Below are 26,132 nucleotides of genomic sequence, written 5' to 3'. Positions count from 1 at the left end.
TAGCTTGTAAGGGGAGCGTTAATTAATGCAAAGTCCTCGCATTAATTCCTTTATCGCCTAGAAAAATTTTGACTATTGCACGAGGATGCAGGAACGTTGTGTCAAAAGTTTTGAGCGATGAGTTTTTGCGTACTTTTTGCGGAAAAAAGTACGAGCCATTCGCGGGCTTGGGCGAGAAAATTGATTGTAGAATAAAAGCTTTTAATCTAATCTTGCCTTTGCCAATATATCAGCAAGTGCTATAATTCCCTCTTTTATCTGTTCTTCGGATACAGAACCGTAGCCTAGCCGAAGTCCTTCATAACCTGTATGTTCGTAGTAGTTAGAAGGATGTAAGATGGATATTGATTTTTCTGTTAATCTGTCAAATACCATAGTCCAGTTGACGGGGTATTTAGGACATATCCAAAAAGCAAGTCCGCCTTGGGGTATATGGTAGGTAACCTGTGTAGCGAGATGTTCGCCCAACATTTTTACCATAAAGTTCTGTTTGGACTGATAATGAAGAGTCGCTTTTCGTATATGACGTTTTATGGTTCCGTCTTTTATGAGCTCGAGGACAGCTTGCTCCATGATGCTATCGCCTTGAATATCTATGATACGACGGAGATCAATAATGTTATCCAGCAGTTTTTGGTTTTTAGTAGCGAGATAACCTATTCGAAGCGCTGGTGCGACTACCTTACTTAATGTACCTATATAAACTACATTTTCCAATTCGGAGAATGCCGAAATGGGTTGTAGCGGACGATAACCAAAATGAAATTCATAGTCATAATCATCCTCGATAATGGTAAATTGATATTGATTGGAGAGACTGACCAGTTCTAACCTGCGTTGTAAACTCAGCGTGACTGTAGTCGGGTATTGCCGATGTGGAGTAAGGTATATTGCTTTTATTTTGGGGTTTGAAGCGAGATGCGGTAGGATATCTTCAACGACTATTCCATCCGAATCGACAGGAATATAAATCAGATTCGCTTCCGCTTTTTCAAATGTTTTCCAGGCTGAACTATAGCCAGGTGATTCGACGATTACATAATCTCCGGGGCGTAAAAGACACTGTGATACCAGGTACATGGCCATCTGGCTTCCTCGTGTGATGCAGAGCTGATTTTCATGCAATTGCATGTTCCGCTCTTGGTTTAACATGCTTGCGATGGCTTTTCTAAAGTCCAGGTTACCGTTAGTTTCTGAATATCCCATCATCTTCCAACGGGCGTTTCGTTTGAAAATCTGTCGATAGGCCCGTCCAAGTTGATCTACAGGCGCGATTTTGCTGTCCGGATGGCCATCATCAAAAGGAATGTGCACAGGGAGCTGTGGTTCAGGTGCAATGTCGCTTTCCGCTTGCAGGGATTTTGATTTTGAAGAAATTGGGAGATTGTGCGAGACAAAGGTTCCCCTTCTTTCTTGACTGGTCAGCCATTCTTCATTGAGCAATACCTGAATAGCTTCAATAACGGTGTTTCTGTTGACTTGTAGGCTGTTAGCCAGTGTTCGGCTTCCCGGAAGGGCGGTGCCTTTAGGGAGGCGACCTGATTTGATACTTTCGATTATAATATCTGCTATCTGCAAATAGATCGGTTTTGTAGCGGATTTGTCTATTTCTATATCAAGTGTCCAGGGTCTTAACATGTCGTGTCAGATTTAAATTGTTTGGTGGTCCAAAGATACGATTGTTTACAGATGTTTTCTATACCAGATGGTCCGATGTTGGTTTGCTTGTTTTTGTAATGTACTTGTAAATAGTTGTTTATTGTTTTTAAGTTGTTTTTGGTCTGTGGCTTTAAAGCAAAACTGGACTAGCTGGATTATCGGATTTAGACGGAATTTCGTCTTTCCAAAAGATGATCGTCAGATCTCTAGTTATGTTGTTTTAAATTTTAGCATTGTATGAACCCATTTGCCGTATTTCAGAAGTCCAATATTCATATTGTAAGAGCTCAAGGTAGCTATGTGTATGATGAAGAAGGACGAGCTTATTTGGATATGTATGGTGGACATGCCGTTATTTCTATTGGTCACGGTCATCCACACTATGTCAACGCCATGCGACAGCAATTGGATCGTATCGCTTTCTATTCCAATGCTGTCGAGAATAAATTACAGGACCAGTTGGCGCTGGAGTTAGGAGAGCAGTCCGGCTACCCGGAGTACAGCGTGTTCTTTTCCAATTCTGGAGCTGAGGCCAATGAAAATGCCATTAAGCTGGCTTCTTTTCATACTGGGCGCAGTAAGGTACTGGCGATGTCCAATGCCTTTCATGGACGTACATCTGCGACAGTTGCAGCGACTGATATTGGCTCCATGCGTGCTCCGATCAATGAAAATTTCAACTTTGTTTTTACGCCCTTCAATGATATTTCGAGTCTTAGAAAGCAATTGGAGACGGAGGTTTTTTGTGCTGTTATTATCGAAGGAATACAGGGAGTAGGTGGTATACATGTGGCAGATAATCTATTTTTAAATCAAGTACGGTCAGCTTGCGATAACACGGGGACGCTACTTATATTGGATGAAATACAGTCTGGATATGGGCGTTCAGGGCGTTTTTTTAGCCATCAATATGCGGGTATAAAACCTGATTTGATTACGGTTGCAAAAGGAATTGCGAATGGATTTCCTATGGCGGCAACCTTGATATCTCCTTCTTTTAAACCCGTTATGGGGAAATTGGGGACGACTTTTGGTGGTAATCATCTGGCTTGTGCAGCAGCTATGGCCGTATTGGAGGTCATGAAAGACGAGGAGTTGCTCCATAATACGGCTGTCGTAGGGGATTTTCTGCAGGAGGCGCTGAAAAAAATACCTGGAGTGGAGGATGTCCGCGGTCGGGGATTGATGATTGGGGTAGAGTTTGATAAAGATATAACCGCATTAAAAGATCATCTTTTGTATCAAGAGGGCGTGTTTACGGGATATGCTGGAAATTATACGTTGCGGTTGTTGCCAGCATTGACTTTTAGCTTGGAACAGGCGCAGGTATTTTTAGAAAAACTAAAAAGAGCATTAAGAAATGAAGGATAAAGACGCTAAAATAGTGAGTGTACAGAGCCTGGTTTCTACGGGGTATGTGGGAAATAATATGGCTATGTTTGCTGCACAATTGCACGCGTCGGATGTCTGTATGCTTCCTACCGTCCTGTTGTCCTCGGCTACCGATAACCCCGATTACAGGGGTGATGTGATCTCAGCTGAACTCTTTTCGGAGCTCGTAATAGGGGTGGATTTGGGGTTGGATAAGACCATATCCCATTATTTTATGACCGGTTATATCTCTGCTGTAGCCCTTATTGATACTACTGCCGCATGGATTTCTTCCTGCAAGGATAACGGGTGTGTAGCCTATTATATCTATGATCCGGTCTTTGGTGATTTCCGTACTTCAGGGCTGTACCTGTCCGAAGATGCGGTTGCTCACTCCCTAAAAATACTGCTCCCTCTATGCGATATTATGACCCCAAACCACTTCGAAATGGAGTATATATTGGGAAGTAAATTTGAAACTCAAGAAGAGTTAAGCGAATTATTGACGGGTTTTCCGCAGTTAAAAGGAAAGAAAATCATTGTTACAGGGGCCCATTTGCACGATACACCGGAGGGATATTTGGAGAATTTGCTCGTTATCGAGGGGCATGTCGAGCGGTTTATGGCAGCCCGTATACCTATAGAAGCGGTAGGAACAGGAGACCTTTTTACCGCATTGGTGACTGTAGAATTGAAAAATGGACGGTCAATATCGGAGTCTATAAACTATACGACGGAGTTTATTTCGGCAGTTTTGAGTCGGGTAAATGCGCGTGATTCGACCGAAATAAGAGCGGAAGATCTGCTGTATGCAAAGGAGAAAATGAATGTTTTACAAATTTATAAAGGAGGAAAAATAGATGAAAATTCATAAGGAAGGAAGCGCTTCGATAGGGATAGCGATAGGTATTTATGTGCTGTTAAATCTACTGTCATTTTATTTTTTCTATGGGATTTCACCTCTTATCAGTTGGTCGATTTTGCTGTTGATCACCGTTCCACTAGGGCTCGTTATTTACTTTTTTAGGATCCCTTTTCGGGACCACACAGCTAGTGATGAATGGGTAATTGCACCTTGCGATGGCAAGGTAGTAGCCATCGAAGAGGTGGAGTGTGATGAGTATTTTGAAGGTAGGAGAGTTCAGGTTTCTATCTTTATGAGTGTGCTGAATGTGCATGTCAACCGGTACCCCATAGGAGGGAAAGTGATCTATAGAAAGTATCATCCAGGTAAATATCTCTTCGCTTGGCACCCCAAATCGTCTACCGAAAATGAACGCTATTCGACGGTTCTACAACATAAAAATGGGCAGCTTATTTTGGCAAAACAGATTGCAGGAGCTTTGGCAAAGCGCATCGTGAATTACAGCGAAGAGGAGATGGAAGTAAGGCAAAATGAAGAGCTGGGATTTATCAAGTTTGGGTCTCGAATGGATGTGTTGTTACCATTGGGTACAGAGGTGTTGGTGAAGCTGGGAGATAAACCTAAGGGAGGAGTGACACCTATCGCTAGGTGGTAAAAACTATATTTATTTTTTTGTTTATATAGTTTGCTATATACATTTGATTATAATGTTTTTAAATTTAATATTATTGTTTTATTGACAAATTTTCAATGCATTTGGAGCGTTTTAAGCCATTTACGCTGTTTTTTTCTGTGTTGATTTTGTTTTATATGTAAAGTTTTACTTCTTTTGTTTTTATTTAAAGTGTTATATACTAAAGGTTAGTGTTTTTCAATTATGAAATTCGTAATTGTGTTTGGGCTTATTTTGAGATGCGGTTTTACGAAAAACACTCCAGGTAAGTGCTTACTCTCTTTTTGACTTTATGAACTGTGTTTCGACAAGAAATGCAGTTCTTGGATGGTTAGAAATCGAGTGTAATTTTAATGCTTTTTTTTGACTTTTTCCGAAGAGATTATTGAGGTGTCAGTTTTAGAAAAACGGGAAGTTGTCAAGCTTTGTTTTTTTTAAAATGAAGATCGGAAAGTTGAGGGTGAAAGTACAAGGTTGAGTCGGATATGGGGAAAAGAAAAAAGGTTTTCAAACGGGGAGAATGAAAACCTTTTGTAACCAATTATAAACCTAAATTATGATACCACAAAGATAGTGTATGTATTACACATTTGCAAGTCTTTTTTAATTTTTTTTAATAATATGTTTTTACGGATCACTTAAAATCTCTTGATGGGAATAGCTCTCCTTGGATTCCACTTGTGCTGATTTTATCCGTAGCTTTTTTTTCGTTGGTCGAAGTTGATTTCTGGATGGAGCCTATGTCGCGGCTTCGGGTTTTTATCGCTAAGAGATGATTCATGTTGTGACAGGATTCTACGACGACATGGATGACCTCGCCTTCGATCTGAAGTTTGCCGGTGACGAGTAGCAGTTGGGATTGTAAGATGACTTTGCGATAGGTCTCAAAAGTCTTTGCCCATACCACGAGGTTTGAAAAACCGGTCTCGTCCTCGATCGTTATGAAGAGGACGCCTTTGGAGGTACCCGGTCGCTGGCGTACCGTAATCAGTCCGCAGACTTTTATCCACATGCCATCGCGCATGTCGCTGAGTTTGGCAGAAGGGGAGACATGGAGGGCGTCCAGATTTTTTCGGGCAAAGCTGACCGGGTGTGCCTTGAGCGAAAGTGTGGTGCTCGCATAGTCGGCCATGACATGTTCGATCGGTGACAGGGTTGGTAGCGTTACTTCGGTTTCGAAAGTGCTGTTCGAGGGTTGTCCGGTAAACGCACCCGTCGGATGGTCTGCCAAAGCTGCGACTTCCCAAAGTGCCTGCCTTCGGTCTAGACCTATGGAACGAAAAGCATCGGCATCGCTGAGTTTTTCCAGCGCACTTAAAGGGACGCCAGCTTCGAATACCGAATTGACCGATTTATAAGCCTTCTGACGGCCTTTTGTTAAAAGATGAGCGCCTACCTCGTCTAAGCCTTTTACTTGTCTTAGACCGAGTCTTAATGCGTGATACGGCCCCGTTAGCTCTTCCAGTGTGTTGTCCCATTCGGAATGGTTGATATCTACAGGTCTGACCTGCACCCCATGCTTACGTGCATCGATGATGATTTGTGCCGGAGAATAGAAGCCCATGGGTTGGCTGTTGAGCAAAGAGGCAGCGAACACATCAGGGTAGTGATATTTGATGTAGGAGGAAACGTATACGAGCAACGCAAAACTGGCGGCATGGCTTTCAGGGAAGCCATAACTTCCAAAGCCTTCCAACTGGCGGAAGACGCGTCTGGCAAATTCTTCTTTATAGTCGTTGTTGACCATTCCCTCCACGAGCATGCGTTCGTACTCGGCGACCTTGCCTTTGGATTTGAAGGTGGCCATGCTGCGACGGAGCCCGTCGGCCTGGGCAGGTGTGAAGCCTGCGGCGACGATGGCGATCTCCATAGCCTGCTCTTGGAACAGGGGGACGCCTAAGGTTCGTTTCAGAATAGCTTCTAGTTCGGGCGAAGGATAGTCTTCTGCTTCTTCTTTATTTCTTCTTCTCAGGTAGGGGTGTACCATGTCACCTTGGATCGGTCCCGGGCGTACAATGGCGACTTCGATAACCAGATCATAGAATTCCTTTGGTTTCAGTCGGGGCAACATGGACATCTGCGCACGGCTTTCAATTTGGAAGACTCCCAATGTGTCGGCGTGGCTAATCATTTCATACACGTCTTTATCTCCCTGAGGTATGTTGGCTAAGGTCATCTCTCGCCCGTAATGCTGTCTGACCAGATCAAATCCTTTACGGATGCAGGTGAGCATGCCCAAGGCGAGTACGTCTACTTTGAGGAACCCCAGGGCTTCGATGTCGTCCTTGTTCCACTCGATGTTGGTTCGGTCTTCCATCCGGGCATTCAGGATAGGGCAGAGTTCGGCCAGGTTGTTTTGGGTGATGACAAAACCGCCTGTGTGCTGCCCGAGCTGCCGGGGGAATCCGATGTAGGTTTCGGTGAGTTCGAGCACCTTTCGCAGGAATGGATCCTTTGCGCTGAATCCTTGTGAGGTCAGTTCCTGTCCGTTGAGCCATTCTTCCGTCAGTTCGTACTTGGACTTGGCCAGATGGTCTACAGCATCCACCGAGAGTCCCATGGCCTTACCGATATCCCGGATGGCCCCCTTCCAATGCACTTGGGTTACCGTGGCTACGATACCCGAGCGGTGGCGTCCGTATTTGTTGTAGACGTATTGCATGACTTCTTCCCGACGTTCGTGTTCAAAATCGACATCAATATCAGGTGGTTCGTCCCGTGCGTCCGACATAAATCGGGCAAATAAGAGATTTATGTTTTTGGGATTCACCGAAGTGATGCCCAGGCAGTAACATACGGTCGAGTTGGCTGCGGATCCGCGTCCTTGGCATAGGATCTCCCGTTCGCGTGCAAAACGTACCAGATCGTATACGGTCAGGAAGTACGAGGCGTAATTCTTTCGGGCTATGAACTCGAGTTCCATCTCTATCGTTGCTTTGATCTTTTCGGGTATATCCCCGTCGAATTGTCGGTCAGCACCTTTCCAGGTTTGATACACCAGTTCTTCCTGTGGTGTTCTTCCTTCGGTGGTAATCTCTTGCGGATAGACGTATTTCAGTTCGTCCAATGAAAATCGGCATGCTTGTACAATTTTTAGCGTATTGTGGATGGCCTGTGGGTAGTTGCGAAACAGGCGGTGCATTTCGTCTATCGGTTTGAGGTAGCGTTCGGCATGCGCGTGTAGACGGTAGCCTGCTGTGTGGATGGTGCATTTTTCCCTCACGCAGGTCAGTACGTCCTGAAGTTCACGACGCTCGGAATTGTGGTAGTGTACGTCATTGAGGGCGACGATGGGGATGTTCAGTTCTTCCGATAGCTGGTTTAACCGAAATAGTTTTTTGTGGTCGTCTCCATTGTAAAGAAAAGACGCGCCTAGGTAAATCATGCCACGCAGGTGCTCTTGGTACTGCTTTAGCATCAGGCTGAATTCAGGTTCAAAGTCAAAGGCCTCGTTTAGCGTTTTTGGTGGTAGGATGATGAATTGTATACCTGCAGCATAGCGGAACACATCTGCGCTATAGAGGTGACACTCTCCTTTTTCAGCACGAAGATTACCTGTTGTGAGTAGAGTGGAAAGATTACTGTAGGCTTTTATGTTGGTGGGATAGGCTAGTAAACTGGGACCGTCGAGTAGATCGAGCCTGCAGGCCGGGATAAAATGGATATCCTTTTCCCGTGCTGCACGATGGGCACGTACGATTCCGGCAAGGGTATTGCGATCGGTTATGGCAATCGCTTTGTAACCGAGCTGTACCGCTTGTTCGACCAACTCTTCGGGATGTGAACCTCCCCGTAAAAAAGAAAAGTTGCTGGTGGTTTGTAGTTCTGCGTATTCCATTGTGTTTATGTAAAATAACCATGAAGGAACCATTTTGGATCCCCTTGCCCGTAATATCCGCAGCGGAATAGCCAGTATCTAGCTCCTTTTTCATCTTCCACACGGTAGTAATCCCTTGGTTGTTCGTCGCTGATCCACCATTCCTGCTCGATGCGCTCGGGCCCATCCGCTTTGACAAGCTTATATATCTTTTTACGGTGCCTAAAGAGCGCCGGTGGGTAATCGGGAAGGGGAACCATGACCTCGATAGGTTCGGGATGTGCCAGTAGGTGTAAGGGGCGTAATGCATGGCTGGGCCAGTCCGATTGGGGCTGTGTGTCTAAGGATGAGGTGGGCTCGATTGTCCGTTCAGGCCAGTGGTGAGCGGAAGGTAGAAAGCGATGGATAGATCCAGAACCTATCTTGGCTGCAATATTGTCCAGCAATTCGGCAATTTCCGGTTGCCCGCCTTTCGTTTGCCAAAGACCTTCCTGTGGAAGGATGCTGTTTTCTACCAAGGTGGCTTCCAAAACAAACAGCTCTATACCCAAAGCTGGTTCTATGTTGGGAACTTTGAGGTCAAACAATTTGAAAAGGTGGGTGGGGTTGGAGGAAGCTCTTCCTGTACCTATGTGGATTGTTTGTAGGTTGCCATCGATCCGGTATCCCCTGAATATCGCTTGACGAAGTCCCTTTTCTTCTTTCCTCAGTCTGTCGCACAAGGTGGTTAAGAGCTGTTCTAAGGCTATTTGGATACCTGTGCTGGTCGATATAGGTTCTAAGCAGGATAATCGCTCCTGATAGCTCGGTATGGGTTCTATAGGGTTGATGTGTTCCTGTTCTGTTCCTAATGCTTGTCCTAATCGGCAGATAAGTACGTCTCCAAAACGCCGTCTTAATGTGCTTTTGGGGATGTGCATAAACTCTTCGATATAACGAAAGCCTAATTTATGGAGGCGTTGCTGTATCTGTAGGGAGATCCGGAGTGCAGCTGGAGGCAGTCCGGATAGGGCCTGTGCCTGTTGTGTCTTAGGGATTATACTAAGCCGGGTGGTATGCCGGGCTACCGCCCAGGCAGCACCTATGGTATCGGCAATTGCTGCCTGAGCCTGATAACCTCCTTGAGCGATCCTGTCGATAATGTGATTGCCGTATTTTTCTTCTCCTCCCCAGAGATGTGTACAGCCCGATATATCGAGTACAATGCCATCGGGAGCTTGTAGTTCTACTATGGGGGCAAAACGGATGCACCATTCCCCAAGAGCCTGTAGTGTTTGGTTGAGGCTGTTGGTGTCGTAGATTGCAGATTCCAGCTGGGGCAATATGGCTTGGGCATCGGCCAGTACCATGCCGCAGGATATTCCTTCCTGTAGTGCAGGCCTATTGGCTGCTTGTATTTTTACACGGCCATTTTGGGAAAGGGTGAGTACAAACGGGGCTTTCCTTCGTTCAGGCTGTTCTTTCTCTGCTCGATCGGTTCCGAAGAACGGAAGCCAGATACACATATAACGTCTAGGCATATTGTTCGTGGTTTGGTCGTGCTGTCGTTGGAATTGTCTCTTTTGATAGATGTATCAGTCGATTGTTTTGCCAGCTTACCTGCCATTTTCCAGGTCGGCCGTTGCGGACTTTCTCTAGAGAGACCTCCCAGGTGGGGTAACCTACCCCAGGTAAGTCATCTGGAAGACGGCTGGCGATGGAGCGTATTTTCCATCGGGATACGCAAGCCAAGGTGTTTTCATGACGAGGGCGTCTTCGGTGTAAGAAGCCTGTAACATTGCTTTTCTCTACGGCAAGCTGTAATCGTTGGGATTCGGAAAAGCTTACTTCTTCCATTTCTGCGACTACGGCTGCTAATGCGTTACATTTGAGGGCTTGCTCCATTACCCATAAGGCGTCTTTGTCCTGTGCGATATCTACAAAGATGACTTGATGTGGGGCTATTCCGAAATGGGTTAAGCCAATAGGAGACAGGCTGCGTTTGGTGCTGATCCAGAGACAGAAATTGCCCGCGTGCATTAGCTTGGCAACTATATTGGCAATAAAGCCATTGGTTGCGGTGGCATGAATTGCAGTAAGACTGATGAACTCGTGTACTGCGGCTGTAGGGAATGTTCCGAATGGAAAGGCGTATTCTATGTCGGCCAAACCAAAGTCAATACGGTTTAATATCCCCGTATGGGGTTTAAAACCTTCTAATTTTAGAATCTTTTCTTGAAGCTGTCTTATTACCTCTTGTTTTGCTGTCCCTTCCATATGCTACCCCCTTCGTATTTAATTCATTTTTGTATCTATCGCATTGTTTATTTATTTTTGTTATTAATAATAACAAAATAGTGTTATCTATAATAACAAATGAAGTCGGTAAATCAAAAAATATTTTTTGCGTCTAATATTAAATTCCTTCGGACACGACAGGGATTGAGTCAGGAAGCAGCAGCAGAGAAATTGGGATTGACAAGAGCCAAGTTAGCTTCTATTGAGGCGGGGAATACCAAGGCGCCTCAGCCGGAGGATTATCTGAATTTCTCTAATTTTTTTGCTGTAAGTATAGATACCTTGCTCAAGGTTAACCTTCCGCTATTGGGCGAATTAAAACTGAGAGAGTTGGAGTCGGGCAATGATGTTTTTATAAAAGGGGGGAATCTTCGGGTATTGGCTATTAGTGTAGATAAAAGTAATAATGAGCATGTGGAATATGTACCGGTCAAGGCTAAGGCAGGGTATGCAGCTAGTTATGCAGATCCTGAGTTTATAGCCGGTTTGCCTAAATATTCGTTGCCCCATCTACAAGGGGGGACCTATCGTATTTTTCCTATTGTAGGTGATTCGATGTTGCCGATTCCAGATGGAAGTGATATTACAGGGAGCTATGTGGAGGATTGGACGGCTCTTCCTGCGGGTACGCCTTGTATTGTGATTTTAAAAGGGCAGCAGGATTTTGTATTCAAGTTGGTGAGCTGGCTTCCTGAGGGGCAGTTTTTGCTGTCGTCGCTTAATCCTGCATATCGTCCCTATACGGTAGCTATGGAGGAGGTATTGGAGGTATGGAAATTTCATGCTTATAGTACGCGTGTTTTTCCGGATGGACAATCGGACTTATCGATGGTCATGGCCGCAATAAAAGATCTGGAAAGGCATGTTAGGTCTTGTACACAACCTCGATCTTTGGATTGATGTCTTGAATGGTACCGATAAAGCCGACTTTTTCCTTTGGCGATATCAGGACAGAATCAAAGCTGTTGTAGAAAATTTCCAATCGATCAAGGGATGCAGCTGGTGAACTGACCATATTGTTGGTCTCTACGATTTTTCGGACGCTGTCTATTGGGATATTTTTTTTATAAAGTAGACCGCTCCTGATTTTTAATATATTTTCTTCAATGGTATAGTGCGTGTTGAGCAGGGTAGGAAGACATATTATGGAAGTTAGTACTAAAAGTATTGCAGCCTCCCATAGGTGTGTACGGTGATATAGCATAATACCCGGTGCGATCAGGATAGCGACCACAACCAACAGAAGTAATCCTTTGCTTATTTTCGACTTAAATACCATTTTTTGTTGTTTGGGCTATATGGGTAACTGTTCTGCTAATATACGGTATGTTTTGTGTTCTTAATCCTGTCGAAAAAAATAAACCTCTCCCCAAAACAAATACAGTGCTTAACTGTTTTTTTATTGAAATTTAAAAAACAACATGATTATGAGTTTAAGAAAAGTATTATCCATGTTCCTGGTGGCTGGGGTAGTTGCCTTAGGGACAATCTCTTGTAAATCCAAGATATCGGATGCGGATTTAAAAGCAAAGGTAGAAACGGCAGTTAGTGCAAGTCCGGGGGTTATGGTTGATGTCAAGGATGGTGTAGTTACCCTGACAGGTACAGTAGGCTCAGAAGATGAGCGAATGGCATTAGAAAACTCGGCTAAGGCGGCGGATGCTAAGGGAGTTAAATCTGTAGTCAATAATATTACGGTACAGGCTCCTATAGAAATCAATACCAATGATGCAGACCTGACCGCTAAGATTGTGGACGCAACAAAAGATTTTCCAACGGTAAAAGCTACAGTAGCAGGTGGTGTGATTACGGTTACAGGTACATTGGAGCAGGCGCGGGTTATGGTTTTGAAGCAATCGTTGGATGCCTTGAATCCTAAAAAAGTGGATATGTCGGCGTTAGTTGTTAAATAGTGATTTTAAAACAAAAGAAAATATGTCTTTACTAAATAAATATAAAGTTTTGATTGATACCGCTAATGCATCAGGTATCAGTGATTTGCAGATGGCAGAACAGGATGGCGTTTTACAAATAAGAGGTACAGCTCCGAATGCCGATGTCAAAAATAAACTATGGGATATCTATAATCAGATAGATCCTAATTTTTTATCTGGTGATGTGGTTATGAATGTGGATGTGTCTTCAGCGGTAGCGGGTACACAAGCTCGAGTCATTACTGAAAGCTCAAATCTCAATGTACGTAAAGGACCAGGAACAGACCAGCCTATTGTAGGGAAAGCTGCAAAGGATGAGATTATTACCTTGATCAGCAGAGCGAATAGCCAATGGTGGTTAGTACGTACGAAAGATGGGGAAGAGGGATACTGTTATGCGCAATATCTGGAGCCTATCGGATAGGTTATAAGTTTAAAGATTTACCGTTTTTAATTTTGCAAAGGCCCTATACTAGACAATAGTATGGGGCTTCGCTGTTTTATTTATATAATGAAGATATACAATTTGCGGATGAATGAACATGGGGTAGTTTTCCTCTTAATAAGGGGCTGGAAGGTAAGATCCTTGTATGTAGATAGGTTATAGATAGTATTAAGAGCCTATTAAGTATTAAGAAGGTAACGGTGTGCGAATTCCTTTCAAGATAATAGCAACCTGACTCTAAGATATGCATGGATTCAACTCGGACTCAACACGGATTCAGGTGTTTTTGGATAACTGTAGTTACTACCTTGTCTTAGGCTACTTATCGAATATAAGTAATATTTACCAGCTGTTGTTTTAAAAAGTAATAGCTGGTAAATATTATGCTAAAAGGCTATAAAATTAGCCTGAAGATATTGCCTTTTGATCCCGTTAAGTATATGGTTTTACTGTCAGGGCTTTTACTAATGGTGTTAAAGCTATCCTGGGATATGTTTTTCCAGTTCATGCCCCCATCGTAGGAAATGTCTGTGCCAGATGTTCCAGTGGCCAGTACGATTTTTTCGGTGATATAGCATACATCGGAACGGTAGCCCTGTACAGGGGTGTTTGGTCTGACCCAGTTTTTGCCTGCATCGTTTGTCAAAAGTATACTATTGCTATTGTCCTGATCGGATAGGTAATCGCCACCTACTGCAATTCCAGTGTTGGGATTGATGAAATCAATTGCAAAAATTCCCGCGGAAGCTTTGCCCGATAGGATCGGACAATCGTATTTGTCTACGCGGAGGGCTTTGGGATTAAGGTCAAAAAAGCTAGCATATCTTCCTCCTGTTCCGATATAGAGTCTTTCCTTCCATTGTTTCATAGAGGTACCGGAAGCTGCAAATGCGGCTTCTCCTGAATCGGCAAAGAGTATGAACTCGTTGCTTACATCCTTCCATGAGTTTCCCTTGTCTGTGGTTTTTAAAAGCTGGAAGGCTCCGTTGATAGGGTCACCTAAGATATAGCCTGTTTTTCCATCTAAGGTCAGGTCGTCCAGGAAAATCTCGGGCCTGCTATCTTCATAGACTTTGGTCCATGTTTTTCCCGCATCTTTGGTTTTTAGTACAATGGCAGGGGAGCCGACTCCCATGATCAGGGCTTCCTTTCTGTTGATTACAGCAATATCTCTGAAATCAATATTTTCATATCCTCTGGGGTTTACCCATTGCCAATTTTTACCTTTATCAGTGGAGTAGCCTACAGTTCCTTTGCTTCCTGAAACCCATACGGTCTCTTTTCCATAGGTTGCTAACCCTCTGAAACTAGAAGGTTTGTTTTCTACTAGTGGTACAAAAGTTTGGGCAAAGCTTATGGTTAGCATGCCAAATACTCCGGCAATCAGAGAAATTGTTCTTTTCATTCTTGATTTTAGCTTAGTTCTGCCATAAGCTTATTGAATTCTTCGCGTAAGGTTGCTAGTTCTGTTTCTAATGTTGTTACCCGTTCTTCTAAAGCTTGTACCTGAGCGCTTGACCCTGTGGAGACTGTTGTTGCACTTGTTTCGTAGTCTTCTTCGTCGAATTCACCAAAAAGATGGATGTATCGGGCTTCCTTCTGTCCGGGACGTTTGGCCAATAACTTGACATAGGGTGTTTCGTCTTCTGCGAGTTTATTTAATAATTCCTGTACTTCATCTAATGTTTCGAATTCGTAAAGACGTCCTGAGTTGGAGTTGATCTCTCCAGCCGTAAGGGGGCCTCTTAAGAATAATAGACATAGGGCTGCTAATTCGGCAGGTACTAGAGGGTATTGAATGGCAATATTGTGTTTGTATTTGGTGACGCGTGAACCTCCGCCTACTACAGTAGAGACTAACCCGCGGCGCTTTAAACCATCTAAGGTGCTGATGATGGTGCTTTCATCATAATTTACCACGGGTTTGCGTGATGTTTTTTGGTTACAGGCTGCTTGTAGACTGTTGATGGTCATGGGGTAATATTCAGGTGTGGTTTTCGACTTTTCCAACAGGCATCCTAAGACGCGAATCTCTTCTTGGCTTAATTGAGGTAACGTTTTTATTTCTTCCATTGTTGTCTGTAAAGTATAATTGTTTTCTAAGATAAGAAATATTCGTGTTTGGCAAAGTGCAGGGGCTGTGTTTGTTGTTATTTCGATATTATTAGGATTGGACGGTTGTGCTTTTGGATAAATTAGTTTGCTATGCATCTGCCTTCGGCGGTCGTCGTTCCTGTTTGGGAAGTCGAAGCAAGTTCTTGTAATGGTGATAGCTGGTTGCTATGTTCGGATTGTAAGAAGATATAATTGCTCGAATTATTTACTTCTTCGTATTTTCGTGGGTTGAAAATATAACGAATTGCTGAAAATCGCTTATCATACCAAATATGTTCACCCTGTGCGTGAGGGGCATCGCTTCCCGATGTTGAAGTATGAACTGATTCCTGAGCAGCTCTGCTACGAGGGGCTGGTCTCTGCTGTTAATTTTTTTGAACCGAAGATGGTTGATTTTGAAACGGCGGCGCTGGCTCATGATACGTATTATTTACGTCGGCTGTTTGATTTGACGTTGGATGCAAAGATGGTGCGGCGTATAGGATTTCCGTTGACACAGGAATTGGTCGATCGAGAACGTTATTTGGTGGACGGTACTATAAAATCTGCTTTATTTGCGTTGGACTATGGTATATCTTTTAATGTGGCCGGTGGTACACATCATGCAGGACGTGATTTTGGAGAGGGTTTCTGTTTGATGAACGATCAGGCGATAGCGGCGGCTTATTTGTTGGAACAAGGGTTGGCAACACGTGTTTTGATTATCGATTTGGATGTGCATCAAGGTAATGGTACGGCACATATCTTTGAGAAAGTCTCTTCGGTGTATACTTTTTCGATGCATGGTGACAAGAATTTTCCTTTTATCAAGGAGCGTTCTGATAGGGATATCGCTTTGGAGGATGGGATCCTGGATGAGCAGTATTTACAGTTACTAGGGGAGAATCTTGCCTTTGTTTTTGAAACTGTTAATCCTGATTTTGTTTTTTATCAAGCAGGAGTCGATATCTTAAGTTCGGACAAGCTTGGTAAACTGAAGGTGTCTGCTGCTGGGTGCCGAGAGCGGGATAGGATGGTGTTGGAAAGCTGTAATGTACGAAAAGTTCCTGTACAGGTCAGTATGGGAGGTGGGTATTCGACGCAGATTCGTGATATTGTCAATGCACATGTCGAAACTTATCGAGCAGCAATTGCTATTTTTGATTTCTAATTTTTAACTTCTGACTTTTAATTTTATACTATGTTTTTTTATCAAGATGCCTCTTTTGAAAATTTATCCATACACCATGTTGGTAATAAAGCCAATGATGAGTTCTATATCTTATCCGAGGCGCCTGTGGATTTAGTGGGGGATGAGGTATTGCCGGATTTACTGATGCAGTACTTTATGAAACCTTTCGTTAAGGCCAATGAGGTGTATCGTTTTTTTCATCCGAATGAGGAATTGCAACTCAACGAAGTCTATCACTTCAGTAAGAAGTTTTTTGATCGGGAGATTGATTTTCATGAGTTTTCGCAGCAGGTTACTAAGCATCTGTATGAGGTGTCCGAACATCCTAAGATTAAGCCAGGGGAGGTGTATGTGGTATCGCTAAAGAATGTGCAGATGGAAGGAGAGGATTGGAGTGCTGTGGGGATTTTTAAGTCAGAGAATAAAGAAGCTTATCTGAAAGTATATCCGGAACAAGGGGGGTTTCAGTTGAACTATGAGCAAGATGCTATCAATATTAATAAACTCGATAAGGGCGTAGTTATTGTCAATACGGAAGTTGAGGAAGGGTTTAAGGTGCTTGTTGTGGATCAGACCAATCAATCGGAAGCGGTGTATTGGAAGGATAATTTTCTGCAGCTTAAATCCCGAAATGATAATTATCAACAGACGGGAAATCTGATGAAGGTGTATAAAAATTTTGTCAATGAGAAGTTGGATGAGGTCTTTGAGTTAGAGACTGCAGACAAAATAGATTTGTTAAATCGGTCTATGAATTATTTTAAGACGAAAGAGACATTTGATAGTGCTGAGTTTGAAGAGGAGGTTATCGGTAACCCTCAGGCTGCGGGCTTGTTTAATGAGTATAAACAGAATTTTGAGGATGAATTTGATTTGCCTTTTCAGGCTAGCTTTGAGATTGCAACACCAGCGGTGAAGAAAATGCAGTCTTCCTATAAGTCGGTTATTAAGCTGGATAAGAATTTCCATGTTTATGTACATGGGAAACGGGAATATTTGGAACATGGGTATGATGAGGAGAAGGGGATGAACTATTATAAGTTGTATTATGAAAATGAGAGCGAGGGGTAACACAGAGAAGAAGATACTTTGTTATGTACTAATTGGCATTTGTCTTTTTCTTCATTTTTGTATGTTCTTCGCTAAGGATAGACCAGACTGGATAGAACGCTATTATTCGCAAACTTTTTATCCTGTATTTTCCTATCTATCGATTTTGCTTTTTTCTTGGGTGCCGTTTAGTGTAGGGGATTTGCTATATTTAGGCGTAGTGATCATCATGCTGTTGCTGTTGGTACGTATCACTATGTCGCTATGGAAACGGATTTGGCAGGATGGACTAAAATATGGTTTGCAATTGGTGACCCTATTATGTGTGCTGTATACTTTTTTTTACATTAACTGGGGTCTTAACTATTTCCGATTACCTGTGAGCGAGTATTTACATTTAGATATACAGGGAACCCATGTCGATGATTATACGGAGGTCTTGGCCAAGTATATTGTTATGGCTAATAGACTTAGAGAGCAGTTAGATCTGGAGCACCAACCTCGTTTGGGTGTAAAGATGGATCTAGAAAAGTATATCCGAAAAGATACTGTATTTGTTTCTTTCCTTTCCCAGGCACAGGTGCATGCCAAGGTTCCTCTATCCAGTAAATTGATTTCCTATTTTACGGTTTCCGGTTACTTTAATCCTTTTACTATGGAGGCTCATATTAATCAAGAGATTCCTAACAGTTTATACCCCTTCGTATATGTACACGAGCTAGCGCATCAGATGGGAGTTGGATTTGAAGATGAGTGTAATTTTATTGCTTTTCGCATGTTGGTGGATCATGAAAATCGCTGGTATAGATATACTGCTTATTATGCGGCCATCAAGAGTCTCTTGAAACCTTTTTCTAAAGATAAAGTGCAGATGGAACGATTGCGCAATATGTTGTCTGAAAAAGTACGTGCAGATTTTAAGGAAGAGTATGCTTTTTGGAAATCCAAGCAAGGTTGGATTGAGCATCTTACCAGTCTGTTTTATAATCAATATTTGCAGCATAACAATCAACCCGAGGGATTGGCGCGTTATGATATGATGGCAAAACTTATAGTTGCCTGGGAAAAGCAACAAAGACATAAAATGTCAAAGGAAGAAAAAGAGAAGTTGTATGCTCCTCCCACTAGATGAAGGAGGAGGGCATAAACCTCTTTTTTACTGTTTTTTTTGTTTTTTCTTTTTAATAGTATTTAATATTTCACTTATTAGGGGGTAGGTGTTACGTTCCACCTTGTCTAATTCTTTTGCATTCAGCCAGATTGCTTCGGTAATATCCTCTTCTGTTTGTGGGATTAATTTCGGAACCTTATTGACACCCATTTCATACCATTTTGTTTGTTTTAGGACAAATTTTCCACGCATATAATACGTATGATAAGTGGTCGCTATTTTAGGGCCTAGATAATTTACTTTAATCCCACATTCTTCTTCTACCTCGCGTAGGGCTGCGTCTTTCATTTTTTCAGATTCCTCTACTTTGCCTTTGGGTAAATCCCATTTATCGAGTCTATAAATGAAAAGATAGTCGCCATCTCCATTTTTTACCAATCCTCCTGCTGCGTGAATGATCTTTACCTTTGTCAATATGGTTTTTAATACCTGATTAATATTAGGGTGCACATATAAGTAAGTTAAGTCATTGTTTTTCGTGATGCTGTTAAAAAGTTTTTCGAGATCAATATCTTGTAAACCAATTGTTTGTACGGTTCCCTTGATCAAGGGGGCAAAATCTGCTAAAATTAGCAGGCTTTGGTTCATATAAATTTTATAAATTTGTGCCATGAATAATTTTAATGAGGTTGAACAAAAAGTTGCTGAATCCTTATTGCAAATTAAAGCAATAAAATTACAACCTAAAAGTCCTTTTACATGGGCTTCGGGCTGGAAGTCTCCAATTTACTGTGATAATCGTGTCGCATTATCACATCCTGCTATTCGTACATACATACGTCAAAAGCTTTCTCAATTAATCCAAGAGGAGTTTGGATCGGTAGATATGATATCGGGTGTGGCAACTGCAGGGATACCTCAGGGTGTACTGGTAGCACAAGATTTAGGATTGCCTTTTACTTATGTACGGAGTAGTGCCAAAGAGCATGGCCGCCAAAATTTGATCGAGGGTGAGGCTATTTCGGGACAACGTGTTGTTGTAATTGAAGATTTGGTTTCTACTGGAAAAAGTTCTCTACAAGCTGTAAAAGCTTTGCGTGACGCGGGCTGTAATGTAGTTGGCTTGGTGTCGATTTTTACCTACGGCTTGGATATTGCTACAACTAATTTTGCGGAAGCAAAATGTCCGTTGTTTAGCTTATGTGATTACAATGCGCTTATTCATGTTGCGGTAGATAAAAGTTATGTTCTTGAGGCTGATGTAGCGGTTTTAGAGCAGTGGCGTTTAGATCCAGCAAATTGGACTCCTGAAGTTTAAAATGATACATAGCTAACATCATTTCTATAAAGTTAAAATATAAATCTTAGTGATATGACTGTAATCCAAAATAATGTGATTATAAATAAACCTGTAGGTGATGTTTATGCTTTCTTGGCCGATTTGAATAACCATGAGCAGTTAATGCCCGAGAATATATACAATTGGACCTCAACTGTCGATGAAGCACGTTTTACGATTAAGAATATGGCAAAATTGGCATTGAAGATAAGCCAAAGAGTCGAGAATAAAGAGATTGTTTGTGTACCTTCAGAAGAGGCTCCGTTCGAAATTCGATTAGCTTGGAGATTGGAGGAGCACGGGGAAGAGACAAAAGCAATATTTGTAATCGAAGCACAGCTTAATATGATGATGAAGATGATGGCTTCCGGGCCACTACAGAAGTTAGTGGATCACCAGGTTCAACGGTTGAAGGGAATATTGGGATAAAAAAATAAAAAAAGGGGGAAATGCAATGCCCCTTTTTTATTTAGATAGCGTCTTGTTCTCCATGCTTTCCCGAGTGTATCATTTTGAACAAATGGAGAATATGTGGAAATAGAGCGTCCATAGATTCCTTTGCTCCGTTGGTAGAACCAGGCAATGCAATAACTAAGGTGTTGCCAATTAATCCACCAATACTTCGGGACAAAATAGAGTAAGGCATTCTGTTTTGCCCATATTGTCTCAAGTGTTCGCCAATTCCCGGGATTTCCCTGTCCAGCAAAGATTTTACCGCTTCTGAGGTGAAGTCTCTTTTGGAGAGACCTGTTCCACCGGTAATTAAAATTAATTCTACTTGATTGTCCAGATATTCCTGTACCTGATTTTGAATGGATTCCACACCGTCCGGAATAATGTCGTAATGTAAAATCTGTGTCGGATAGGCTTGCAATTTTTCTACAATAGCCTTGCCCGATTTGTCCTCTTTCTCACCTTTGGAAATACTGTCGGAACATACCAAAACAGCCGTTTTGATAGGGGTTTCAAAGGAATCTTTCTTGTCTGATTTTCCTCCTTTTTTATGGATCAGCTTTATATTTTGAATTTCAATTTCTTTGTCGATCGGCTTCAGCATATCGTACATGGTAAGAGCCACCACGGAGGCGGAATGCATGGCTTCAACTTCCACACCTGTTTTGTAGATGGTTTTTATTTCTACTTGGATGTAGATGTGCAGATGCTGAATATTGTAAGATATTTTGGCATATTCAATAGGTAGCGGATGGCAATCGGGAATCATGTCTGCAGTACGTTTGGCTGCAAATAAACCCGCCGTTTTTGCCATTTCGAAAACATCACCTTTAGGTACTTTTTTGCCAATGATGGCATCTATGGTTTCTTGCTTGCTTACGGAAACAACCGCTTGAGCGACAGCAATCCTAAGGGTATTATTTTTGTGTGTAATATCTACCATGTTCTAATTATTTTCTTTCCATTGATAAGTTTGATCCTCAAAGATTTCTTTTCCCCAAATGGGAACTTCCGCCTTGATGCGTTCCACCAACTCGTCACAGGCTTTTTGTGCAGGTTTCCGATGTCTAGATGAGGTGAAAACAAAAAGACAGAGTTCTCCGGCATTGATGACTCCTAAGCTGTGATAAATATGCATGCAAGTAAGTTCATATTTGGCGAAAATATCTTCCCGTATTTCTGCAATCTTCTTTTCCGCCAATTCGGGATAAGCGCTAAACTCGATGGCTTTTACGATTTTCCCGTCTATTTGGTCGGCTCTTACCTGTCCTAAAAATATTGCGTGACCGCCAATATTGGTTTTATGCTGATGATGGGCAATGCCGGCAGCTATTTTTTCGGGAGGAATAGCTCCTTGGATAAAACTGTTTTTAAGTTTGATTTCTTTCATGATTCAAAAATTTGAAAGCCGTTTTCTACTTGATATATTTTTGTTGTGTTGGAGCGGTTTTCATTTAAAATCTGAATCGCTTTTCTGCTTCTTACGCCACTTTGGCAAATGAAAATCCAATGTTCAAAGTTGTTGAGTTCAGATAAATTTTGCTTTAAACCACCCAAGGGAATTTCCAGACATGGAAAAGCGGTAACCTTGGGAAGTTCTTCGAATTCTCGCACATCAATAAGGCAAGATTTTTCTAAATTCATAATTCGCTCTAGCTCTTTTATGTTGTGTATGGAAAAAAAGGATTCACAAGAAAAATCATAGTTTCTATCCAAAATATCTTGTTTGGATGTAGGTAAAAATGCCTGCTTATTTTTTGTAAGCCCTATTTGGATGTTGGAATTGTCTTTAGCATTGAACAGCTGTAACTTCCCCGATATCACATCGCCTATTCCGGTAATTATTTTGAGAACTTCATTGGCCTGAAAGCATCCTGCAATACCTGCCAAAACGCCCACTACGCCAGCTTCGTTGCAGTCGGGGACAGAGGTTTTATCTGGAATGTCCGAAAAAATATCCCTTAAATTAAATGGATTTTCTCCGTAATGAAACACCGACAACTGCGCTTCATACTGAAAAATTGATGTGAATACCAAATACTTATTCAGCCAATAGCAAACATCATTCACCAAATATCGGGTAGCGAAATTATCTGTACAGTCAACAATGATATCATATTTTTCAACAAGTTCGAAAACATGATCCTGATCCAGAAAAAAGTTGAAAACATTAAATTTAATTTCGGAGTTGAATTTTTTTAATTTTTCTACGGCTACCACGGCTTTGTTTTTTCCAATTTCGGTTTCATCGTACAAGACTTGCCTCTGCAGATTGGTAAGCTCTAAAATATCTCCATCCATCACACCTATCTCTCCAACTCCTGCCGCAGAAAGATATTGTAATACGGGAACTCCCAAGCCACCTGCACCTATTACCAATACTTTGGATTGCAATAGCTTTTGCTGAACAGTGTCACCAAATTCGGGTAAAATTATTTGTCTGGAATATCGTTGCATATCTTCTTAATTTTATCCTCCCGAAAACGGGGGCAAAAGAGCTATGGTTTTGGGCTGTTCTATAAGGGTTTCTACATCGTTAGCCAACTCGCCATCTATTGCAATCGTATAGCTTATGGTGGAGAGTGTCAGAAAATTTTCTTCCAATATTTTCTTCAATTCGGATAATGTGAGCGGAAATGGAATTTCAATATTCCTGTCGATAATTTCCGTAATTTTACCAAAGGTTTGAATTTTCATTTTGTAACAGTTGTTCTGCCGAAAACAAATCTTCCGGGGTGTTGAGGTTTAGTCTTTCTAATGGATTCATTTCTATAGATAAAGCTTGTAAAGCTACAGTTTCCAAAAAATCAAATAACTTAAGTTGGTTGTCTTTTATCCGCTTTTCTATTCTCTCTTTCAAACCTATTGAATATACGGCGCACAAAGGAAAGTTTTTTCCATTATTCTCCAAAAAAAGAACTTCCCGTTTATTTTGATCTTTCAGAAGTTTCATCAGGTTTTCTTGGGAGATAAACGGCGTGTCAACACTGATGATCATTGCGTCTTCTTTTGTATGGGAAAGAGCGGTGAAAATTCCACCCAAAGGACCTTTGTCTTTATAAACATCTTCGATAATGGGGACGCCAAAGTCTTCATAACCTTTATTATGGGCGATGATAACAATATCTAATGAAGGAATTTTTCGCAAAGTCAGCAGAAGATATTCTATTAGACGGATCTGATTAATCATTTTTAGGCCTTTGTCTTTCCCCATTCTGGAACTTTTTCCTCCAGCCAAAATATAGATCTTGGTAATCATGTCGTAAACAGTTTGAAGCAAGCGATTAACAATACCACGGCCAAAATATTTTTAATCCACTGCACCCGGAATTTTTTGGAGCCTAAATAGCTTCCTATAAGTCCTCCTATAATCGTAAATATTAGGATGGGAAGTATGTTGCCCGAAAGATGCAGACCATCCGTACTTTTCCCCAATAATCCTGATAAGGAATTAACGAAAATAAATATGGCACTTACTGCACTGGTTTGCTTCACGCCACACCATCCGAGCAAAATTAAGATTGGACTTAGAATAATGCCTCCGCCAATTCCCAATAATCCGGAAAGTAACCCTATGGTAATTCCTAAAACTACGGTTAAAGGAATATTTTGTTTTACATTAAAATTATAGTTGGGGATAAGTCCTAGAAATTTTGCGACAGGAATTAACAGGATAATTCCTAAAATAACTTTGTAAACTTTATCATTAAGCGTCCACATGCCTCCTAAAAACGCCATGGGGATAGAACATGCAACGAGCGTAAAAAACAATTTATAAGGAAAATATTTTTTTTTGTAGTACTGGGAAAATGCGATAAGCGAAACGAAGAGGTTCAAAAATAAAGCATTGGTTTTGATTTCGCTTTGTGGAAAGGCAAACAGAGCCATCAGCGCAATATAGCCACTTGCGCCACCATGTCCTACCGAGGCGTACAATGCGGCCACCGTGGCAAAAAGAAGGTATAGTACAATAGGTTCCATCTTAGATTAAAGTTTTATGATTTCAATATTTTCACCGATTTGAAAATAATCCTGTTCTTCTCTGAGCACCGCAAGGGCATTTGCTTTGGAAAAAGAATCCATTTGATAGGACGATTGATTTTGCAGGATTTCCACCTTATTGTTTTCTGCAAAAGCTTTTACAAAATGGGTAAGTCCAGCTTTTTTCCGATACTCGTTTAGCAGGATGGCTTGTTCCTTTTTGGTCTTTGCAACGCCCATCATTAGTGAAAGATAGGGCTTTACGTAGATATGAAAGCATGTTGCCACCGCAGCAGGATTTCCGGGAAGAGCAAAAACAGTGGTTTTATCCAAGAACCCGAAGTAAAAGGGCTTTCCGGGTTTTTGCTTGATTTTATAAAAATACTCCCTGACCCCTAATTGTTCCAAAACTGGCTTTATAAAATCATAATCGCCTACGGAAATACCACCGGTAAAGAGCAATACATCTACATTTTTGGCGTGTTCTGCTACCATCATTTTTAAGGAAACTGCTTCATCATCTGCCCAGAAGGAAAATGAGGTTTCTATATCTAGGGTTTGTAATGCTGCCCGCAGAAACACGGAATTACTTTCATAAATCTGGTAAGATTTCAATTCTTTTCCCAGCGGAACCAATTCCTTGCCAGTAACGATTATGCCTACCTTGGGCTTGGAAAATACAGGCAGCTCGTGAATTCCCAGCGTGGCAAGAAAGCCAATGATCTCTGCCGTTATTTTTGTATGTTTTTTTAAAGCCAAATTTCCTTTTTTGGTCTGTGTTCCTTTTTTGCGAATGTTGGCTCCTTGCTGGATTTCTTTTTTCAGGAATAAAAATCCATCTCGGAGGGTTACATCCTCTTGGGGGACCACGGTATCTGCGTTTTTCGGAATCGGAGCACCCGTTAAAATCCGAATGGCGGTGCCTTCTTCTAGTTCGGGTAACGAGGCGACGCCCGCCTGAACTTCATCTTTTACTTTAAGTTTCTGAAATTTTTCCAAGTTTTGTATCCGAAATGCGTAGCCGTCCATCGCCGAGTTATCGAAACTCGGGACTTCTATGGGCGAACGAATATCTTCCGAGGCAACCCGGTTCAGGCTTTCGTAAAGGGAAACTATTTCTTCGGGACAGGGGAAAATGTTCTTATCTAGAATTTCGAATGCTGTATGTATCGATATCATTTTTTTTAAATTTTATTTTACCCGATATACTTCTATGGATTTCAACCAGCTTACATGTCTGGGACCAGTTTTAAGGTCGTTTTTGGAAATGAGGATCATGGCACCCTCATCCTGTATGGGTTTTTCGTTTTCTTCGTACATCACGTATGTTTTCTCACCATTGACATTGTTGAATAATTCCGCCCAGGAAAAGGTGGCCATATAATCGTCACTGGCTCGGGCTACGATGTAGAAGTTTCGATCCCTATGATGATGCTGAATGATTTTTGCCTTACTTAGAATATCTTTCAGAAGCACCCCTTTATATGATTTGCGTACACTTGTCTTAGCACCGTTTTCGCAGATGATGTCCACGTTGTTCAGGTTATTTTGGTTCATTTTCTTCAAATCATCGACGGTAAGTACCAGCTTGTTTTCTACTTCGCCTGTCACCTCAATACTCTTGGAGAAATATTTGGCTTTTTCATCCCAATTTTTGCATGCAACACGTTCTTTTTTTTCGATATGCTGATGGGGTACCGTTTTGTGGTTGATGTTATCTTTCGTCTTGTTTTCACTGCATCCGCTTAGTAGAAGAGCTAGGGCCAGCACATAGAAACATTGCAAGGAGGATAAATACAGTATGCTCTGTAAGGAATACTGAGGGGCAAATTTTTTAAAGTTTAAAATGAATTTCATCTATATTTAGTTTC

At 41.8% G+C, this 26,132-nt stretch carries 27 protein-coding genes; 11 read left to right on the top strand and 16 right to left on the bottom strand.

Annotated features, from left to right (window positions below; genetic code table 11):
* Positions 1-201 precede the first annotated feature (201 nt).
* Positions 202-1,638 carry a PLP-dependent aminotransferase family protein gene (locus G7B20_RS08950; protein ID WP_164110415.1) on the bottom strand — a complete coding sequence of 479 codons (1,437 nt, stop codon included), beginning with the start codon at positions 1,636-1,638 and terminating at the stop codon, positions 202-204.
* Between the two features lie 258 nt (positions 1,639-1,896).
* On the opposite strand from G7B20_RS08950, the gene G7B20_RS08945 reads away from it, so the two are divergent.
* From G7B20_RS08945 to G7B20_RS08935, 3 genes are read left to right on the top strand one after another with little or no spacing between them, the layout of a single operon-like run.
* Positions 1,897-3,030 (top strand): aspartate aminotransferase family protein, encoded by a 1,134-nt coding sequence (locus G7B20_RS08945; protein ID WP_164110413.1) that lies wholly within the window; start codon positions 1,897-1,899, stop codon positions 3,028-3,030.
* Positions 3,020-3,904 carry a PfkB family carbohydrate kinase gene (locus G7B20_RS08940; RefSeq protein ID WP_164110411.1) on the top strand — a complete coding sequence of 295 codons (885 nt, stop codon included), beginning with the start codon at positions 3,020-3,022 and terminating at the stop codon, positions 3,902-3,904. Before G7B20_RS08945 ends, G7B20_RS08940 begins: the two co-directional genes overlap by 11 nt.
* Entirely contained in the window at positions 3,891-4,550 is a 660-nt protein-coding gene (locus G7B20_RS08935; protein WP_164110409.1) for a phosphatidylserine decarboxylase family protein, read from the top strand. Before G7B20_RS08940 ends, G7B20_RS08935 begins: the two co-directional genes overlap by 14 nt.
* 652 nt (positions 4,551-5,202) lie before the next feature.
* Here G7B20_RS08935 and G7B20_RS08930 read toward each other — a convergent pair.
* From G7B20_RS08930 to G7B20_RS08920, 3 genes are read right to left on the bottom strand one after another with little or no spacing between them, the layout of a single operon-like run.
* The gene (locus G7B20_RS08930; protein ID WP_164110407.1) at positions 5,203-8,406 is read right to left on the bottom strand and encodes an error-prone DNA polymerase; all 3,204 of its coding nucleotides are present in this window, start codon (positions 8,404-8,406) and stop codon (positions 5,203-5,205) included.
* A 5-nt stretch (positions 8,407-8,411) separates the two neighbouring features.
* Positions 8,412-9,905 carry a Y-family DNA polymerase gene (locus G7B20_RS08925; protein ID WP_164110405.1) on the bottom strand — a complete coding sequence of 498 codons (1,494 nt, stop codon included), beginning with the start codon at positions 9,903-9,905 and terminating at the stop codon, positions 8,412-8,414.
* Entirely contained in the window at positions 9,898-10,641 is a 744-nt protein-coding gene (locus G7B20_RS08920; protein ID WP_164110403.1) for an ImuA family protein, read from the bottom strand. The genes G7B20_RS08925 and G7B20_RS08920 overlap by 8 nt, the downstream gene beginning before the upstream one ends.
* 99 nt (positions 10,642-10,740) lie before the next feature.
* Here G7B20_RS08920 and G7B20_RS08915 point away from each other — a divergent pair, with 99 nt between their 5' ends.
* Positions 10,741-11,562 (top strand): XRE family transcriptional regulator, encoded by an 822-nt coding sequence (locus G7B20_RS08915; RefSeq protein WP_164110402.1) that lies wholly within the window; start codon positions 10,741-10,743, stop codon positions 11,560-11,562.
* Here G7B20_RS08915 and G7B20_RS08910 read toward each other — a convergent pair.
* Entirely contained in the window at positions 11,528-11,941 is a 414-nt protein-coding gene (locus tag G7B20_RS08910) for a PH domain-containing protein (RefSeq protein WP_164110400.1), read from the bottom strand. The two genes, G7B20_RS08915 and G7B20_RS08910, sit on opposite strands and share 35 nt — an antisense overlap.
* Positions 11,942-12,089: 148 nt before the next feature.
* Between G7B20_RS08910 and G7B20_RS08905 the strand changes: the two genes are divergently transcribed.
* Positions 12,090-12,575: a BON domain-containing protein gene (locus G7B20_RS08905; RefSeq protein WP_164110398.1), complete on the top strand. Its 486-nt coding sequence runs from the start codon at positions 12,090-12,092 to the stop codon at positions 12,573-12,575.
* Positions 12,576-12,597: 22 nt separating this feature from the next.
* Positions 12,598-13,020, top strand: coding sequence for an SH3 domain-containing protein (locus G7B20_RS08900; RefSeq protein ID WP_164110396.1), 423 nt, complete (start codon positions 12,598-12,600; stop codon positions 13,018-13,020).
* A gap of 415 nt (positions 13,021-13,435) precedes the next feature.
* On the opposite strand, the gene G7B20_RS08895 is transcribed toward G7B20_RS08900, so the two are convergent.
* Both G7B20_RS08895 and G7B20_RS08890 read right to left on the bottom strand, forming a co-directional pair.
* Positions 13,436-14,446, bottom strand: coding sequence for a WD40/YVTN/BNR-like repeat-containing protein (locus tag G7B20_RS08895; RefSeq protein WP_164110394.1), 1,011 nt, complete (start codon positions 14,444-14,446; stop codon positions 13,436-13,438).
* A gap of 8 nt (positions 14,447-14,454) precedes the next feature.
* Positions 14,455-15,114 carry a YceH family protein gene (locus G7B20_RS08890; RefSeq protein ID WP_164110392.1) on the bottom strand — a complete coding sequence of 220 codons (660 nt, stop codon included), beginning with the start codon at positions 15,112-15,114 and terminating at the stop codon, positions 14,455-14,457.
* A gap of 286 nt (positions 15,115-15,400) precedes the next feature.
* On the opposite strand from G7B20_RS08890, the gene G7B20_RS08885 reads away from it, so the two are divergent.
* The 3 genes from G7B20_RS08885 (at position 15,401) to G7B20_RS08875 (ending at position 18,509) form a co-directional block, all read left to right on the top strand.
* The gene (locus G7B20_RS08885; RefSeq protein ID WP_240452741.1) at positions 15,401-16,306 is read left to right on the top strand and encodes a histone deacetylase; all 906 of its coding nucleotides are present in this window, start codon (positions 15,401-15,403) and stop codon (positions 16,304-16,306) included.
* Positions 16,307-16,336: 30 nt separating this feature from the next.
* Complete coding sequence (locus G7B20_RS08880; RefSeq protein ID WP_164110389.1) at positions 16,337-17,398, top strand: nucleoid-associated protein; 1,062 nt, start codon at positions 16,337-16,339, stop codon at positions 17,396-17,398.
* 61 nt (positions 17,399-17,459) lie between these two features.
* Entirely contained in the window at positions 17,460-18,509 is a 1,050-nt protein-coding gene (locus tag G7B20_RS08875) for a DUF3810 domain-containing protein (protein WP_164110387.1), read from the top strand.
* Positions 18,510-18,533: 24 nt separating this feature from the next.
* Here the strand turns inward: G7B20_RS08875 and G7B20_RS08870 are convergent, their stop codons facing one another.
* Positions 18,534-19,160, bottom strand: coding sequence for an NUDIX hydrolase (locus G7B20_RS08870; RefSeq protein ID WP_164110385.1), 627 nt, complete (start codon positions 19,158-19,160; stop codon positions 18,534-18,536).
* Here G7B20_RS08870 and pyrE point away from each other — a divergent pair.
* Positions 19,159-19,806 (top strand): orotate phosphoribosyltransferase, encoded by a 648-nt coding sequence (gene pyrE, locus G7B20_RS08865; protein ID WP_164110383.1) that lies wholly within the window; start codon positions 19,159-19,161, stop codon positions 19,804-19,806. The genes G7B20_RS08870 and pyrE overlap by 2 nt on opposite strands.
* 54 nt (positions 19,807-19,860) lie before the next feature.
* Positions 19,861-20,256 carry an SRPBCC family protein gene (locus G7B20_RS08860; protein ID WP_164110381.1) on the top strand — a complete coding sequence of 132 codons (396 nt, stop codon included), beginning with the start codon at positions 19,861-19,863 and terminating at the stop codon, positions 20,254-20,256.
* Positions 20,257-20,296: 40 nt separating this feature from the next.
* On the opposite strand, the gene moaCB is transcribed toward G7B20_RS08860, so the two are convergent.
* Genes moaCB through G7B20_RS08820 form a run of 8 tightly spaced genes read right to left on the bottom strand, consistent with a single transcriptional unit; the run spans position 20,297 to position 26,118 of the window.
* Complete coding sequence (gene moaCB, locus G7B20_RS08855) at positions 20,297-21,223, bottom strand: bifunctional molybdenum cofactor biosynthesis protein MoaC/MoaB (RefSeq protein WP_164110379.1); 927 nt, start codon at positions 21,221-21,223, stop codon at positions 20,297-20,299.
* Between the two features lie 3 nt (positions 21,224-21,226).
* Positions 21,227-21,670 carry a molybdenum cofactor biosynthesis protein MoaE gene (locus G7B20_RS08850; protein ID WP_164110377.1) on the bottom strand — a complete coding sequence of 148 codons (444 nt, stop codon included), beginning with the start codon at positions 21,668-21,670 and terminating at the stop codon, positions 21,227-21,229.
* Complete coding sequence (locus G7B20_RS08845) at positions 21,667-22,737, bottom strand: HesA/MoeB/ThiF family protein (protein ID WP_164110375.1); 1,071 nt, start codon at positions 22,735-22,737, stop codon at positions 21,667-21,669. Before G7B20_RS08845 ends, G7B20_RS08850 begins: the two co-directional genes overlap by 4 nt.
* 12 nt (positions 22,738-22,749) lie before the next feature.
* On the bottom strand, positions 22,750-22,977 hold the full coding sequence (locus tag G7B20_RS08840; RefSeq protein WP_164110373.1) for a MoaD/ThiS family protein: 228 nt from the start codon (positions 22,975-22,977) through the stop codon (positions 22,750-22,752).
* A complete protein-coding gene (locus G7B20_RS08835; RefSeq protein WP_164110370.1) occupies positions 22,955-23,518 on the bottom strand; it encodes a molybdenum cofactor guanylyltransferase in 564 nt (187 codons plus the stop codon). The genes G7B20_RS08840 and G7B20_RS08835 overlap by 23 nt, the downstream gene beginning before the upstream one ends.
* A 17-nt stretch (positions 23,519-23,535) precedes the next feature.
* Entirely contained in the window at positions 23,536-24,261 is a 726-nt protein-coding gene (locus G7B20_RS08830; RefSeq protein ID WP_164110368.1) for a TSUP family transporter, read from the bottom strand.
* Between the two features lie 6 nt (positions 24,262-24,267).
* Positions 24,268-25,440 (bottom strand): gephyrin-like molybdotransferase Glp, encoded by a 1,173-nt coding sequence (gene glp, locus G7B20_RS08825; RefSeq protein ID WP_164110366.1) that lies wholly within the window; start codon positions 25,438-25,440, stop codon positions 24,268-24,270.
* Between the two features lie 12 nt (positions 25,441-25,452).
* Positions 25,453-26,118 carry a molybdopterin-dependent oxidoreductase gene (locus G7B20_RS08820; RefSeq protein WP_164110364.1) on the bottom strand — a complete coding sequence of 222 codons (666 nt, stop codon included), beginning with the start codon at positions 26,116-26,118 and terminating at the stop codon, positions 25,453-25,455.
* Positions 26,119-26,132: the final 14 nt, after the last annotated feature.

The sequence above is a fragment of the Sphingobacterium sp. xlx-96 genome (assembly GCF_011007365.1).
Lineage (GTDB): Bacteria > Bacteroidota > Bacteroidia > Sphingobacteriales > Sphingobacteriaceae > Sphingobacterium > Sphingobacterium luzhongxinii.
This window is presented reverse-complemented; position numbering and strand designations above follow the sequence as displayed.